The organism is Amycolatopsis sp. NPDC058340, from assembly GCF_042723975.1.
In the GTDB taxonomy this organism is placed as follows: domain Bacteria; phylum Actinomycetota; class Actinomycetes; order Mycobacteriales; family Pseudonocardiaceae; genus Amycolatopsis.
The window spans coordinates 1-15,517 of record NZ_JBHXIB010000052.1 but is presented as its reverse complement, the minus strand read 5'-3'; the positions used below and the strand labels follow the sequence as shown (position 1 = coordinate 15,517).

Sequence of the window (15,517 nt, the reverse complement as noted above, 5' to 3'; positions counted from 1 at the left end):
ACCGTGGCGTCGGCCATAGTTGTCCCGGTCGGAAAGACCTTGAACGAGGAGGATGTATGCCCGCGGCAGTGCAGATCCGGCGAACCGGTGGCCCCGAAGTCCTTGAACTGTCCGAAGTCGAGGTCGGCGAGCCCGGTTCCGGTGAACTGCTCGTGGACGTCGCGGCGGCGGGCGTCAACTACATCGACACCTATCACCGCGAGGGCATCTACCCGGTCGACACTCCGTTCGTCCTGGGCATGGAGGGCGCCGGCACGGTGGCCGCCATCGGCGAGGACGTGACCGGTTTCGCCGTCGGCGACCGGGTCGCCTGGCAGGGTTCGCTGGGCAGCTACGTCCAGCGCCGTCTGCTCCCCGCCACCATCGCGGTGAAGATCCCGGACGGCGTGTCCGAGGAGACCGCCGCCGCCACGATGCTCCAGGGTGTCACCGCGCACGCGCTGATCGCCTCGACCTACGAGGTCAAGGCCGGTGACGACGTGCTGATCCACGCCGCGGCGGGCGGGATGGGCCTGCTGCTGGTCCAGCTGGCCAAGGCGCGCGGCGCCCGGGTGATCGGCACCGTCTCCACCGACGAGAAGGCCGAACTCGCCAAGCAGGCCGGCGCGGACGACGTCATCCGCTACGACCAGGTCGACTTCGCCAAGGCCACCCGCGACCTCACCGGCGGCAAGGGTGTCGAGGTGGTCTACGACGGCGTCGGCAAGTCCACTGTGGACGGCAGCCTGGCGAGCCTGAAGATCCGCGGCCTGCTGGCCCTCTACGGCGCGGCCAGCGGTCCGGTGCCGCCGATCGACCCGCAGCTGCTCAACCGCAGCGGCTCGGTGTACCTCACCCGCCCGACCTCCGCGCATTACGTGCTCACCCGCGAGGAACTGGAGTGGCGGGTGAACGAGCTGTTCGCCGCCGTTCAGGACGGCTCGCTGAACATCCGGATCGGCGGCCGCTACCCGCTGGCCGACGCGCGCCAGGCACACGAAGACCTCCAGGGGCGCCGCACCACCGGCAAGCTCCTGCTGATCCCGTGACGACGCTCTGGCCGGAAGACGTCCGGCTCGCCGGCGAGGGGCTAGTCCTGCGGGAGTGGGTCGAAGACGACATCGCGTTCATGCCGGGGCTGTTCGACAACCCGGCCGTCGCGCGGTTCACGCCGCTGCCTTCCCCGTTCGACGAGGTGGCGGCGAAGGCCCACTACGCGAAGTACGTCGCCCGCCGCACCGAGGGCACCGGCCTGCGGCTGGCGATCACGGCCGACGGAGGCGAGCCACTCGGCGAAGCCGTGCTGTTCCTGCAGGAGGATGCGGCGGAACTCGGGTACGCCGTCGGTCCCGCTCACCGCGGGCAGGACCTGGCGGCGCGGTCGCTGCGGGTCCTCACCGCGCACGCACTGGACCTCGGGCTCGGACCGCTGCAGCTGAAGATCGACGCCGAGAACGCGGCCAGCCAGGCCGTCGCCCGCCGGGTCGGCTACGCCCTCACCGACGCTCCGCCCGAGACAAAGGTCGAGAAGGGACTGGAGATCACGCTGCTCACCTGGGAGTACGCCGGCTGACTCGTGAGTGGTAAGGACGGTTCTAACCGTCCTTACCACTCACGAGGACTCAGCCCTTGTCGGTCGGGACACTCACCGCGTCGGTCACGAACACCAGGGTCTCGTTCGGCGCGATGCCGTTCCCGCCCTGGCCGTAGCCGAGGTCCGGCGGGATGATCAGCAGCCGCCGCGCGCCCTGCTTGATCCCTTCGAGGCCCTTGTCCCAGCCCTGGATGACCATGCCGGCGCCGAGCGTCAGCTCGAACGGTTCACCGCGGTCGAACGAGCTGTCCAGCTTCTGCTTGTTGGACCAGGTGACCAGCGAATAGTTCATCTTCAGGTTCGCGCCGGCCTTGGCGCCCTCGCCGGTGCCCGGCTCGAGGTCCTTGGTGATGAGCTTCTTCGGCGGATCGCAGTCGTCCGGGATGGTGATGGTCGGCGCCTCGCCGAACTTCCCGGTGGTCTTCACGTCCTCCGCCGTGCATTCCTTGCCCTTGGGGGCGGCCGGAGCCGACGACGCCGCCGACGCGGGGGCCGCGCCGGAGGACGACTGGACGGAACCTGCGGTGTTCTGCTTTTCGCCACAGGCCGCCAGGGCGAGGACGCCCGCGCCGATGACCACGATCTTGCCGAATGTGCGCATGCGGCCGACCTTAGCCAAGACCCTCCAGCGCGGGAACAAGGTCACCGGTCTGCACTACGCCCATCCGACGGGTCGCCCTGGTCAGGGCCACATAGAGATCGTTGAGCCCGCGCGGTGACTCGGCGACGACCTCGTCGGGGGCGACCAGCAGCACCGAATCGAACTCCAGGCCCTTCGCCCGCTCGACCGGCATCACCGACACCCGGTCCCCCGCCTCGCCGAGTGTCTCCGAAAGAGCCGAGACCAACCCCGACGGGCACAGCACGGCGACCGTCCCACCGTCCACAGCGGACAGTTCGGCGTCGACGAGGCCGGGCAGTTCCGCGGTGAGATCCGCCGCGTCCACCGCGCGCAGCCAAGGCTCGAAACCCGTCTCCCGCACCGAAACCGGCGCCTCCAGCTCCGGGTTGACGTCGGCGAGCACCCGGGACGCGACGGCCATGATCTCCGCCGGGGTCCGGTAGTTCACGGTCAGTTCTTCGAGGCGCCAGCGGTCGGCGACGTACGGCGAAAGCGCCTCTCCCCACGACTTCGCCCCACCGGCCGCGCCGGTCTGGGCGACATCGCCGACCAGGGTCATCGACCGGTTCGGCGACCGGCGCATCAGCAGCCGCCAGTCCATCGCGGTCAGCTCCTGCGCCTCGTCGACGATCACGTGCCCGAAGGTCCAGGTCCGGTCCTGGGCGGCGCGCTGCGCCGCGGTCATCTCGCTGCGGCGCTGCTGACGTTCGGCGAACAGTTCGGCGTCGAGGACGTCGCCCACCCGCAGCAGTTCCTCGTCGACGATCTCCTCGTCCTGTTCGAGGATGTCGAGCACGCCTTCCGCGTAGGCGCGGTCCTCCCGCTCGCGGCGGGCGGCCTCGGCGCGGGCTTCGGTGTCGTCCTCGCCGAGCAGTTCGGCGAGTTCGTCGAGCAGCGGGACGTCCGACGGGCTCCATTTCGCGTCCGTCGGGCTGTAGAGATGCTCACGATCGGTGTCCGACAAGGCTTTCCCGGCCGCGCTGCGTAGCCGTTCGCGGTCGGCGAACAGCTCGTCGAGCACGATCTCGGGGGTGAGCTTCGGCCACAGCCCGTTGATCGCGGCGGCCACGTTCTTGTCCGCCGCCACCTCCGCCCGGATGTCCTGGACATCGCGCGCGTCGAGCAGGTCCTCCCCCAGTTTGCGGGCGGCCTGCCTGGTCAGCGCGTCGAGGAGGTCCGAGACGAAGATCCGCCGCGCGAGGTTGTGCGGACGGCGCGACCGGCGGGCCCGTGTCCGCGCCTCGGTGCAGGTCTTGCGGTCGAGCATGAGGATCTCGCGCTCGAACTCGATCTCCAGCACCGGTTCCGGCACCCGCTGCCGATCGCGGACCGCGTTGGCGAGCACGTCGGCCATCACCGGGCGCCCCTTGATCTCGGCCGCCTCGCGGGTGACCGGCCCGTCGGCGTCCAGCCCCGGGTACAGCTGCCCGATCGTGGCCAGCAGCACCCCGGTCTCGCCCAGCGACGGCAGGACCTGCCCGATGTAGCGGAGGAACGTGCTGTTCGGCCCGACCACCAGCACGCCGCGCGTGGTGAGCTGCTGGCGATGCGTGTAGAGCAGGTACGCGGCGCGGTGCAGCGCGACGGCGGTCTTTCCGGTCCCCGGCCCGCCCTGCACCACGAGGACGCCGTTCGGCGACGCGCGGATGATGCGGTCCTGCTCGGCCTGGATGGTGGCGACGATGTCGCTCATCTCGCCGGTGCGACGGCGTTCCAGCGCGGCCAGTAGCGCCGCCTCGCCCGCGAGCCCGAGGTCCTGGCCCTGGTCGGCGGCGGAAAGGTCGAGGATCTCGTCGTCGACGCCGACGACCTTCCGGCTCAGCGACCGGATGTGGCGGCGCCGCCGCACACCTTCGGGCGAGGCGGCGGTGGCGAGGTAGAAGGGCCGCGCGACCGGCGCGCGCCAGTCGACGAGCAGGGGGCGGTAGTCGTCGTCCTCGTCGAACAGCCCGAGCCGTCCGATGTAGGTGGTCTCCTCGGCGTGGTCCGGCAGGAAGTCGAGGCGGCCGAAGCACAGGCCCTGCTCGACGGAGCTCAGCTGGGACAGCCTGTCGGTGTACAGCGTCGTGGCGACGTCGCGTTCGGTGCGCGCCTGCGGGGTGCCGCCGGTCTGGCGCAGCGTCTCGTCGAGCCTGCGCTGCGCGTCGACGCGTTCGGCGTCGAGCTTGCGGTAGAGGGTGGTGACGTACTGCTGCTCGAGCGCGACGTCCTGCTCGAGCGCGTCGAGTTCCCGGTCCGGGGACACGGACAAAAGCAGCCTGCTTTCGAGAGGTGGGACAGGGGCCGAACGAAGTACAACGGCGCCCGCCATCATCTCATTCCCGCACGCGCACCCGGACCAGGAGGAAGGCAGACAGGGACAGGACGGTCGCCACACTCGCCCACACGACGTTCTCGTGCAGCAGGACGGCGAAGGTGGCCGCGACACCCGCGATGGACTGCGCGACGAACCCGCACAGCGCGACGGCGTAGGCGCCGTGCCCGGGCACTTCGCTCACCGCGACGGCCATGCTGCTCGGGAAGAGCGCGGCCTGACCGAACGTGGTCCCGCAGTAGAGCGCGACGAACGTCACGAAAGCGGCCGCGAGCGGGATCGCGGGCACGAGCCACAGGACGATCGTCAGCAGGCCGGCGCCCGTCATGACCAGCGCGCCCGCGCGCATCAGCCACGGCGATCCCTTGCGCCCGGCCAGCCGGTTCACCAGCAGCGCGCCGACGAAGTAGGCGAGCCCGAACAGGAGGCCGAGGCCGCCGTACTGGTCCGCGCTCAGCCGGAAGTGCCGCTGGAAGACGAACGGCGCGACCTCCTGGAGGAGCACGATCGTCGCGAAGCCGAGTCCGGCCGCGATCGTCGGCCGCAGGAACGCCGGAACGGCGAGGATCCGGAGGTAGATCCGGACCATCCCGGTCTTCTCCGCGCGGCCCTTGGCGAGCGGGATCGTCAGCGTGCCCAGGACGCAGAGCACGCCCGCCGCCGTCAGCACCGCGAAGCCGCCCTGCCATCCGCCGATCAGCCCGCCGATGAACTGCCCGCCGCCGAGCGCGGTGACGAACGCGATGGACAGCACCGAAAGCCGTTGGGCGAGGGCGTCGCCGTCGCCGAGGTCCCGTACGACGATGCGGGCGATGATCGCCGCTCCTCCGGCACCGATCCCTTGCAGGGAACGGAGAACGAGGAGCCACGTCGGCGAGGTGTTGGCGATCAGGACCGCGCTGGACAGGACGAACAGGCCCAGCGCCGCCAGCATCGCCGCGCGCCGCCCGAGCCGGTCGGCGGCCCGGCCCCACAGCACCACCGGCGCCGCCGCGCCGACGACGAACAGCGACACCGAGAGCGCCGCGAAGCTGCGCGACACCGCGAAGTCGCGCTCGACCATCGGGAGGGAAGGGAGATAGATCGTCGTCGCCATCTGGGCGGTGAAGACGACCAGGCTGGCGACCGCCATGGTCGCGCGCCCGGCTCGGACGGTGGCCGGGCGCTCGGTTGTGCACGTCACTCCGCCGGACGGTACCGACGGGTAACCGCGCTGGGCAACGCGCGCCAGCAAGTGGGAAGGGCCTGGGTCCGAACGTCCCGAAGGGCACCTTCGAGACGTTCGTCCTGAAGGTGCCCATCGGGAGGTTCGGGCAGCGCAGCGCGGATCCGCGCGTTCCCAATGTCGCATTCGAGACGCTGAGCGTCTCGAATGCGACATTGGGAACCCTCTCGCCACCAGACTCCGACACGCGTGAAGGCCCCCTTCCCGCGGCTGAGCCGAGGGAAGGAGGCCTTCACGCGCTACAAGATCAGAAAGGCAGCCCGATGGCGGGAAGCCCGATCGCCGAGTCCACCGCCAGCGCGACGAACACGATCATCAGGTACGTGTTCGACCGGTGGAACAGCGACATCGGCTTGGTCTCCTCGCCGCGCCGCACCGCCGCGTTCAGGCTGTGCGCGTAGAAGAGGAACCAGCCGCCCGCCAGGAGCGCGAACGTCGTGTAGATCCAGCTCGTCACCGGGACCAGCAGCAGCGTCCACGCGACCATCACCCACGAGTAGATGACGATCTGCCGCGCCACGTGCTGCGGGGTGGCGACCACCGGCAGCATCGGCACACCGGCGCGCTCGTAGTCCTCGCGGTACTTCATGCCCAGCGCCCAGGTGTGCGGCGGGGTCCAGAAGAAGATGACGCCGAACATCACGAACGCGGGCCACTCGACGGTGCCGGTGACCGCGGCCCAGCCGATGACGACCGGCATGCAGCCCGCCGCGCCGCCCCAGACCACGTTCTGTGACGTACGCCGCTTCAACACCAGCGTGTAGACGAAGATGTAGAAGAGGATCGTCACGATCGCGAGGATCGCCGAAAGCAAATTCACCGTGAAATAGAGCACTACGAACGACAGGACGCCGAGCACGAGACCGAAGATCAGCGCGCCGCGCCGGGGCACCGATTCCTTCACCAGCGGACGGCGCTTCGTGCGGTTCATCACCTTGTCGATGTCCGCGTCGATGACGCAGTTCAAGGCGTTGGCGCTGCCGGCGGCCATCGTGCCGCCCACGAGCGTCGCGAGCACCAGCCACGGCGACGGGATTTCCCGGCCTGCCAGGAACATCGCGGGAATCGTGGTGACCAGGAGGAGCTCGATCACCCTGGGCTTCGCGAGGGCGGCGTACGCGCCGACGACCTGGCGGATTGTTCGCCGGCCACCGTGCGGCAGTTCACCGGTCGGATGTACGGCGCTGGTGCTGTCACTGCGTCCGTGCGCAGCGTTCACCAACGACATTTCACTCCCTGCGTCAGTTTTCGGGGCGGGGCCCACCAGGCTTCCGGGTGATGTGGCGGCCCCGGATCCCGTGTTCTGAACCCTTCCCCGATGTTAGACGTGCTGTTTCCAGAGGGTGATCGCGGGTCCTCGACCGGCCGAACCATTAGGCTGGCCGCGGTAGCTCGCGGCGTGCCCCTGCGAACGGCCCGGACCAGGAATATCGTCCCTTCCGGATCGATTGAGATTAGTAGCGGTACACGTGGGCTATCCACGAGGGAAGAGAAGCCACAACCTGATGACGGGGAGTTCGAGTTCAGTGTCCGAAACCGCCTCTACCAGCGAGAAGAACCCACTCCTCCGGCGCAACGTGCCCGCCGACTGGACCGAGAACGACACGCGGGCCGTCGACACCGTGCGGGTGCTCGCCGCGGACGCGGTCGAGAACTGCGGCAGCGGTCACCCAGGCACCGCGATGAGCCTGGCGCCGCTCGCGTACACGCTCTTCCAGCGGACGCTGCGTCATGACCCGGCCGACCCGGAGTGGCCCGCCCGTGACCGCTTCGTCCTCTCCGCCGGTCACTCGAGCCTCACCCTCTACATCCAGCTGTACCTCGCCGGGTTCGGCCTGGAGCTGGAAGACCTGAAGCAGCTGCGCAAGTGGGACTCGAAGACCCCGGGTCACCCGGAGTACCGCCACACCAAGGGCGTCGAGACCACCACCGGCCCGCTCGGCCAGGGCCTCGCCAACGCGGTCGGCATGGCGATGGCGGCCCGCCGCGAGCGCGGCCTGCTGGACCCGGACGCCCCGCAGGGCGAGAGCATCTTCGACCACCACATCTACGTGATCGCCTCCGACGGTGACATCGAAGAGGGCGTCACCGCCGAGGCCTCCTCGATCGCCGGCCGCCAGGAGCTGGGCAACCTGATCGTCTTCTGGGACGACAACGAGATCTCGATCGAAGACGACACCAAGATCGCCCTCTCCGAGGACGTCGTGAAGCGCTACGAGGCCTACGGGTGGCACACCCAGGTCGTCGAGGGTGGCGAAGACGTCGTCGCGATCGAAGAGGCCATCAAGGCCGCGAAGGCCGAGACCGAGCGCCCGTCGTTCATCGCGCTGAAGACCGTCATCGGGTACCCGGCGCCGAAGAAGATGGGCACCGGCAAGGCCCACGGCGCCGCGCTCGGCGCCGAAGAGGTCGCCGCGGTCAAGGAGATCCTCGGTTTCGACCCGGAGCGGAGCTTCCAGGTCGACGACGAGGTCATCGCGCACACCCGCCAGGCCGTCGACCGCGGCAAGACCGCCCGCGCCGAATGGCAGGAGAAGTTCGAGGCGTGGGGCGCCGCGAACCCGGAGCGCAAGAAGATCGCGGACCGGATGGCCACCCGCTCGCTGCCCGAGGGTTTCGCGGACAACCTGCCGACGTGGGAGCCGGACGCCAAGGGCATCGCGACCCGCAAGGCCTCCGGTGAGGTGCTCAACGCGCTCGCCGACCCGCTTCCCGAGCTGTGGGGCGGTTCCGCGGACCTCGCGGAGAGCAACAACACCACCATGAAGGGGGCCGACTCGTTCGGCCCGGAGAAGGCTTCCACCGACATGTGGAAGACCAGCCCGTACGGCCGGACGCTGCACTTCGGCATCCGCGAGCACGCGATGGGCTCGATCCTCAACGGCATCGCGCTGCACGGCGGCACCCGCCCCTACGGCGCGACGTTCCTGATCTTCTCCGACTACATGCGCCCGCCCGTGCGGCTGGCCGCGCTGATGAAGGCGCCGGTCACCTACGTGTGGACGCACGACTCGATCGGCCTGGGCGAGGACGGCCCCACCCACCAGCCGATCGAGCAGCTCTCCTCGCTGCGCGCGATCCCCGGCCTCAACGTCGTCCGCCCGGCGGACGCCAACGAGACCGCGTACGCGTGGAAGGCCGTCCTGGAGGACGTCCACCACCCGTCGGGTCTCGCGCTCACCCGGCAGAACGTGCCGGTCCTGGAGGGCACCAGCGCCGAGGGCGTCAAGCGGGGCGGTTACGTCCTCGCCGAGGCGTCCAACGGCAACCCCGAGGTCGTGCTGATCGCGACCGGCTCCGAGGTCCAGCTGGCCGTCGAGGCCCGCAAGACCCTCGAAGCCGACGGCATCCCGGCGAGCGTCGTCTCGATGCCGTGTGTCGAGTGGTTCGACGCGCAGGACCAGTCCTACAAGGACGCGGTGCTCCCGCCGTCGGTCAAGGCACGTGTCTCCGTCGAAGCCGGTGTCGCCCAGTCGTGGCACCGCTTCACCGGTGACGCCGGGGTGAACGTTTCGATCGAGCACTTCGGTGCGTCGGCCGACGCCGCCACACTGTTCCGTGAGTTCGGTTTCACCGCGGAGGCAGTCGTCGAGGCCGCCCGTCGCTCGATCGCCAACACCAAGAACTGAAGGGGAAAGAGGAACAGCATGAGCAACGACAAGCTCGCGCAGCTGTCCGAGGCCGGGGTGTCGATCTGGCTCGACGACCTGTCCCGTGAGCGCCTGAACACCGGCAACCTCGCCGACCTGATCCGCGACAAGCACGTCGTGGGCGTGACGACCAACCCGACGATCTTCGCCAACGCGATGTCGAAGGGCGAGGCGTACGACGAGCAGACCAAGGAGCTCGCCGCCCGCGGCGCCGACGTCGAGGCCACCATCCGGGAGCTCACCACCACCGACGTGCGCAACGCCGCGGACCTGTTCCGCGACGTGTACACCGCCACGAACGGGGTCGACGGCCGGGTGTCCATCGAGGTGGACCCGCGGCTGGCCAAGGACTCCGACAAGACGGTGGCCGAGGCGCAGGACCTGTGGAAGACCGTGGACCGGCCGAACGTGCTGATCAAGATCCCGGCCACCGAAGAGGGTCTCCCGGCGATCACCAAGACCCTGGCGGAGGGCATCAGCGTCAACGTCACGCTGATCTTCTCGGTCGAGCGGTACCGGGCGGTCATCGAGGCCTACTTCGCCGGGCTGGAGCAGGCGAAGGCCAACGGCCACGACCTCAAGGGCATCCACTCGGTCGCGTCGTTCTTCGTGTCCCGTGTGGACACCGAGATCGACAAGCGGCTCGACGCCATCGGCACCGACTCCGCCACCGCGCTGCGCGGTGAGGCCGCGATCGCCAACGCGCGGCTCGCGTACGCGGCGTTCGAGGAGCTCTTCGCTTCGGACCGCTGGAAGGCGCTCGCCGAGGCCGGCGCGAACCCGCAGCGTCCGCTGTGGGCCTCCACCGGCGTGAAGGACCCGCAGTACTCCGACACCCGCTACGTGGACCAGCTCGTCGTCAAGGACACGGTCAACACGATGCCGGAGAAGACCCTCGACGCCGCGGGCGACCACGCCGAGATCACCGGTGACACGGTGACCGGCAAGGGCCCCGACGCGCAGGTCGTCTTCGACAAGCTGCGTGTGGTCGGCATCGACATCGAAGACGTGTTCAAGGTCCTCGAAGACGAGGGCGTCGAGAAGTTCGAGAAGTCGTGGACCGAGCTTCTCGAGACCGTCACCGGGCAGCTGCAAAAGGCGAAGGACTGATCTGGACCATGGCAGGGGAAACGACCGGCGTCGAAATCGTCGACGCCGCCCTGGCCGGCGAAGCCGCGCCGTTCGCGGAGCGGCTCGTCGCCGACCAGGTCGCATCGAAACTGGCGTCCCAGGACGCCACACTGTGGGGTCCCGAAGCCGAGTCCGAAGCGTCGATCCGTCTCTCGTGGACGACGCTGCACAAGTCCTCGCGGCCGTTGATCGGCGAGATCGAGGCACTGCGGACCGACCTGCGTTCCGAGGGCGTCGACCGCGTCGTCCTCGCGGGCATGGGCGGTTCGTCGCTGGCCCCCGAGGTCATCACCGCGACCGACGGCGTCCCGCTGACGGTCCTCGACACCACCGATCCCGGTCAGGTCGCCGACGCGCTCGCCGGTGACCTGGAGCGGACGGTCATCGTCGTGTCGTCGAAATCCGGCGGCACCGTCGAGACCGACAGCCACCGCCGGATCTTCGCGAAGGCCTTCGCCGACGCGGGTATCGACGCGGCCCGGCGGATCGTGGTCGTCACCGACCCCGGCTCGCCGTTCGCGGAACTGTCCGAAAAGGAGGGTTACCGCAAGGTCTTCCTCGCCGACCCGAACGTCGGCGGCCGCTACTCGGCGCTGACCGCGTTCGGGCTCGTCCCGGCCGGGCTCGCCGGCGCGGACGTCGCCCGCCTGCTCGACCAGGCCGCTTCGGTGGCCGACGAGCTGGCCACAGATTCCGTCGACAACCCCGCGGTCAAGCTCGCGGCGGCGTGGGCCGCGGCGCACGAAAAGGGCGCCGAGAAGGTCGTCATCGGCGACACGGGTTCCGGCATCAAGGGCTTCGCCGACTGGGCGGAGCAGCTGATCGCCGAGTCCACCGGCAAGCAGGGCACCGGTCTCCTGCCGGTCGCCGTCGAGGGCCCGGACTCCCCCGGTTTCGCCGACGCCAAGGGCGACGCCACCCCCGTGGCCGTCGGCGCGGCGGAAGGCGCGGCGAAGATCTCCGTGACCGGCTCGCTCGGCGCGCAGTTCCTGCTGTGGGAGTTCGCCACCGCGCTCGCCGGACGGCTGCTCGGGATCAACCCGTTCGACCAGCCCGACGTCGAGGCCGCCAAGAAGGCCGCGCGTTCGCTGCTCGACAACCCGGACAAGCTCAAGGGCGGCGAGAAGCCGTCCACTGTGGACGGCGCGGTCGAGGTGTTCGGCTCGGAAGGCGTTGTCACGGAAGGGAAGCTCGCGGACATCCTGCGGGCTTTCTTCGATTCCGCACCGGAAACCGGCTACATCGCGGTGCAGGCGTACCTCGACCGGCTCGACGACGCGTCGACGGCGGTCCTGCGCGGCGAGATCGCCAAGCGGACCGGCCGCCAGACCACCTTCGGGTGGGGGCCGCGGTTCCTGCACTCGACCGGGCAGTACCACAAGGGCGGGCACCAGAACGGTGTCTTCCTGCAGATCACCGGCGCCGTCGAGGACGATCTCGACGTTCCGGACCGGCCGTACACGCTCGGTGTCCTGCAGCACGCGCAGGCGCTGGGCGACGGCCAGGTGCTCGCCGAGCACGGCCGTCCGGTGCTGCGCCTGCACCTCACCGACCGGGCCGCCGGCCTGGCCGGACTGGTCCGCGCGGTACAGGAGGCCGGCGAGTGACACGAGCCTGGAACAACCCGCTGCGCGACCCGCGCGACAAGCGGCTGCCGCGGATCGCCGGGCCGTCCAGCCTGGTGATCTTCGGCGTCACCGGTGACCTCGCCCGCAAGAAGCTGATGCCGGCGATCTACGACCTCGCCCACCGCGGGCTGCTGCCCGCCGGGTTCTCGCTCGTCGGGTTCGCCCGCCGGGACTGGGAGCACCAGGACTTCGGCGAGCTCGTGCACGACTCGGTCAAGGAGCACGCGCGGACGCCGTTCAAGGAGTCGGTGTGGAACCGGCTCGCCGAAGGCATCCGGTTCGTCCAGGGCACCTTCGACGACGACGACGCCTTCGACCGGCTCGCGCAGACGGTCAAGGACCTCGACGCCGAACGTGGCACCGGTGGCAACACCGCGTTCTACCTGTCGATCCCGCCGAGCGCGTTCCCGGTGGTGACCAAGCAGCTCGCCCGCTCCGGCCTCGCCGAGGCGAGCGAGGACACCTGGCGCCGCGTCGTCATCGAGAAGCCGTTCGGCCGCGATCTGAAGAGCGCCAAGGAGCTCAACGAGATCGTGAACGACGTCTTCCCCGAGGAGTCGGTGTTCCGCATCGACCACTACCTCGGCAAGGAGACGGTGCAGAACCTGCTCGCGCTGCGCTTCGCGAACCAGCTGTTCGAGCCGATCTGGAACGCCAACTACGTCGACCACGTGCAGATCACCATGGCCGAGGACATCGGCCTCGGCGGCCGCGCGGGGTACTACGACGGCATCGGCGCCGCCCGCGACGTCATCCAGAACCACCTGTTGCAGCTCCTCGCGCTGACCGCGATGGAGGAGCCGGTCTCGTTCGCCCCGCGCGCTCTCCGCGCGGAGAAGGTCAAGGTGCTCTCGGCGACGAAGCCCCTGGGCCCGCTCGACGAGACCACCGCGCGCGGGCAGTACGCGGGCGGCTGGCAGGGCGGCATGAAGGTGCCGGGCCTGCTGCAGGAAGGCGGTTTCGCGAAGGACTCGACCACCGAGACCTACGCCGCGGTGACGCTGGAGGTGCAGAACCGCCGCTGGGCGGGCGTGCCGTTCTACCTGCGAACCGGCAAGCGGCTGGGCCGCCGGGTCACCGAGATCGCGGTGGTGTTCAAGCGGGCGCCGCATCTGCCGTTCGACTCGACCTCGACCGAGGAGCTGGGCCAGAACGCGCTGGTGATCCGGGTGCAGCCCGACGAGGGCATCACGCTGCGGTTCGGTTCGAAGGTGCCGGGGACCACGATGGAGGTCCGTGACGTCACGATGGACTTCGGTTACGGGCACGCGTTCACCGAGTCGTCCCCGGAGGCCTACGAGCGGCTCATCCTGGACGTGCTGCTCGGCGAACCGTCGCTGTTCCCGGTGAACGAAGAGGTCGAGCTGTCCTGGGAGATCCTGGACCCGATCCTCGACCACTGGGCCAAGAAGGGCGCGCCCGAGGCGTACCCGCCCGGTTCGTGGGGACCGCCGTCCGCCGATGAGATGCTGGAACGTACCGGCCGGAACTGGAGGCGTCCGTGATCATCGACCTGCCGTCGACCACGACGTCGCAGCTGAACAAGAAACTCGTCGAGATCCGTGAACAGGGCGGGCAGGTGGCGCTCGGCCGCGTGCTGACGCTGGTCATAGTGGCCGACGACGACGACCGGCTCGAAGAGGCGATCGAAGCCGCCAACGAGGCCAGCCGCGAACACCCCTCGCGGGTGATCGTGGTGGCCAAGGGCGCGCGGACCGCCGCACCGCGGATCGACGGCCAGATCCGGGTCGGCGGCGACGCCGGCGCGAGCGAGGTCATCGTCCTGCGGCTCTACGGTCCGCTGGCCACGCAGGGACAGAGCGCGGTCGTGCCGCTGCTGCTGCCGGACGCGCCGATCGTCACCTGGTGGCCCGGCACCGGTCCGAAGGCTCCGGCGAAGGACCCGCTCGGTGAGCTGGCGCAACGCCGGATCACCGACTCGGCGGCGGAAAAGGCGCCCATAAGGGCACTCACCACGCGGGCGAAGTCCTATGTGGAGGGTGACACCGACCTGGCGTGGACCCGGCTGACCCGGTGGCGCGCGCAGCTGGTGTCCGCTTTGGACCTTCCGCCGTATGAGAAGGTCACCGGCGCGACCGTGACCGGCGAGGCCGACTCGCCGTCGACCGAACTGCTCGCCGGCTGGCTGGCCGAGTACCTCAAGGTGCCGGTGAAGCGGGTCAAGAGCAGCGGCGCCGCGGGCATCATCTCGGTGACGCTGGACCGGCGGTCCGGCCCGGTGGAACTGCACCGGCCGGACGGACGGGTCGGCATGCTGACCCAGCCTGGCCAGCCGACGCGCCGGATCGCCCTGCAGCGGCGGGACAACAAGGACTGCCTGATCGAGGAACTGCGGCGGCTCGACCCGGACGAGGTCTACGAGGCTTCGCTGAACGGGCTCGGCAAGATCTCGACAGGCACCGCGAAGCCCGCTCCGGCGAAGAAGGCGGCTCCGGCGGCGAAGAAGGCTCCGACCGCCAAGACCGCGAAGAGCGCCTCATGAGCAAGACCGAGGTCGTCGTCTACGAGAACCCGGACCTCCTGGCCGCCGCCGCGGCGGCCAGGCTGGTCACCCGGATCGTGGACGTCCAGGCCGCCAAGGGTTCCGCTTCGGTGGTGCTCACCGGCGGTGGCACCGGGATCGCGATCCTGCGGGAACTGCGCGACTCCAGTGCCCGCGACGCCATCGACTGGTCGAGGCTGGACGTCTACTGGGGCGACGAGCGCTTCGTCCCGGCGGACTCGGACGACCGCAACGAGAAGCAGGCCCGCGAGGCGCTGCTCGACCACGTCCCGCTCGACCCGAAGCGGGTGCATGCCATGGCACCTTCGGACGGCGAATTCGGCGACGACGTGGACGCGGCGGCCGCGGCCTACGCGGAGATCCTGGCGGCCAACGACGCGGCGTTCGACATCATGCTGCTGGGGCTCGGCGGGGAGGGACACACCGCCTCGATCTTCCCCGACAGCCCGGCGGTGCACGAGAAGGAGCGTTCGGTCGTCGCGGTGCGGGACTGCCCCAAACCGCCGCCGACCCGGATCTCGCTGACCCTGCCCGCGATCCGCCGCGCGCAGGACATCTGGCTGGTCACCGGCGGCGACGCCAAGGCGGACGCCGTCGCGCAGGCCCTGGCCGGCGCCGGCGAGGTCGAGATCCCGGTCGCCGGGGCACGCGGCTCGCGCCGCACGCTCTGGCTGCTGGACCGAGGCTCCGCCTCGAAACTGACGAAGGTCTACCAGCCACCTACAGCCTGACCTTTCGCGCGTGAAGGCCCCCTTCCCTCGGCTGAGGCGGGGGGAGGGGGGCGCGAAGACCACGCCGGGGATGGAACCACCAGGGCGGTGAGACGGTGGGGGTCGAAGCCGACCACCAA

Annotated in this window: 12 protein-coding genes; 8 read left to right on the top strand and 4 right to left on the bottom strand. The window is 69.9% G+C overall.

Annotation, left to right across the window (positions count from 1 at the left end):
* Positions 1–56: 56 nt before the first annotated feature.
* Both ACFWIW_RS35025 and ACFWIW_RS35020 read left to right on the top strand, forming a co-directional pair.
* Positions 57–1,028, top strand: a complete 972-nt coding sequence (locus tag ACFWIW_RS35025; protein ID WP_378372396.1) for a quinone oxidoreductase family protein — start codon at positions 57–59, stop codon at positions 1,026–1,028.
* Positions 1,025–1,552 (top strand): GNAT family N-acetyltransferase, encoded by a 528-nt coding sequence (locus ACFWIW_RS35020; RefSeq protein ID WP_378372395.1) that lies wholly within the window; start codon positions 1,025–1,027, stop codon positions 1,550–1,552. The genes ACFWIW_RS35025 and ACFWIW_RS35020 overlap by 4 nt, the downstream gene beginning before the upstream one ends.
* A 49-nt stretch (positions 1,553–1,601) precedes the next feature.
* Here ACFWIW_RS35020 and ACFWIW_RS35015 read toward each other — a convergent pair whose 3' ends face one another.
* The 4 genes from ACFWIW_RS35015 to ACFWIW_RS35000 all read right to left on the bottom strand — a co-directional run bounded on the left by ACFWIW_RS35015 (position 1,602) and on the right by ACFWIW_RS35000 (position 6,962).
* A complete protein-coding gene (locus tag ACFWIW_RS35015) occupies positions 1,602–2,174 on the bottom strand; it encodes an FKBP-type peptidyl-prolyl cis-trans isomerase (RefSeq protein WP_240597401.1) in 573 nt (190 codons plus the stop codon).
* 10 nt (positions 2,175–2,184) lie between these two features.
* Positions 2,185–4,440: a HelD family protein gene (locus ACFWIW_RS35010; RefSeq protein WP_378372422.1), complete on the bottom strand. Its 2,256-nt coding sequence runs from the start codon at positions 4,438–4,440 to the stop codon at positions 2,185–2,187.
* Between the two features lie 70 nt (positions 4,441–4,510).
* Positions 4,511–5,692, bottom strand: a complete 1,182-nt coding sequence (locus ACFWIW_RS35005) for an MFS transporter (protein ID WP_378372394.1) — start codon at positions 5,690–5,692, stop codon at positions 4,511–4,513.
* A gap of 289 nt (positions 5,693–5,981) precedes the next feature.
* Positions 5,982–6,962, bottom strand: a complete 981-nt coding sequence (locus tag ACFWIW_RS35000; protein ID WP_378372393.1) for a heme o synthase — start codon at positions 6,960–6,962, stop codon at positions 5,982–5,984.
* A gap of 298 nt (positions 6,963–7,260) precedes the next feature.
* Between ACFWIW_RS35000 and tkt the strand changes: the two genes are divergently transcribed.
* From tkt to pgl, 6 genes are read left to right on the top strand one after another with little or no spacing between them, the layout of a single operon-like run.
* Positions 7,261–9,363 (top strand): transketolase, encoded by a 2,103-nt coding sequence (gene tkt, locus ACFWIW_RS34995; protein ID WP_378372392.1) that lies wholly within the window; start codon positions 7,261–7,263, stop codon positions 9,361–9,363.
* An 18-nt stretch (positions 9,364–9,381) separates the two neighbouring features.
* Positions 9,382–10,494 (top strand): transaldolase, encoded by a 1,113-nt coding sequence (gene tal / locus ACFWIW_RS34990; RefSeq protein WP_378372391.1) that lies wholly within the window; start codon positions 9,382–9,384, stop codon positions 10,492–10,494.
* A gap of 8 nt (positions 10,495–10,502) precedes the next feature.
* A complete protein-coding gene (locus tag ACFWIW_RS34985) occupies positions 10,503–12,122 on the top strand; it encodes a glucose-6-phosphate isomerase (RefSeq protein WP_378372390.1) in 1,620 nt (539 codons plus the stop codon).
* The gene (gene zwf / locus ACFWIW_RS34980) at positions 12,119–13,648 is read left to right on the top strand and encodes a glucose-6-phosphate dehydrogenase (protein WP_240597406.1); all 1,530 of its coding nucleotides are present in this window, start codon (positions 12,119–12,121) and stop codon (positions 13,646–13,648) included. Before ACFWIW_RS34985 ends, zwf begins: the two co-directional genes overlap by 4 nt.
* Positions 13,645–14,646 (top strand): glucose-6-phosphate dehydrogenase assembly protein OpcA, encoded by a 1,002-nt coding sequence (gene opcA, locus ACFWIW_RS34975; RefSeq protein ID WP_378372389.1) that lies wholly within the window; start codon positions 13,645–13,647, stop codon positions 14,644–14,646. Before zwf ends, opcA begins: the two co-directional genes overlap by 4 nt.
* Positions 14,643–15,398 (top strand): 6-phosphogluconolactonase, encoded by a 756-nt coding sequence (gene pgl, locus ACFWIW_RS34970; protein WP_378372388.1) that lies wholly within the window; start codon positions 14,643–14,645, stop codon positions 15,396–15,398. The genes opcA and pgl overlap by 4 nt, the downstream gene beginning before the upstream one ends.
* The last annotated feature ends 119 nt before the right edge of the window (positions 15,399–15,517 follow it).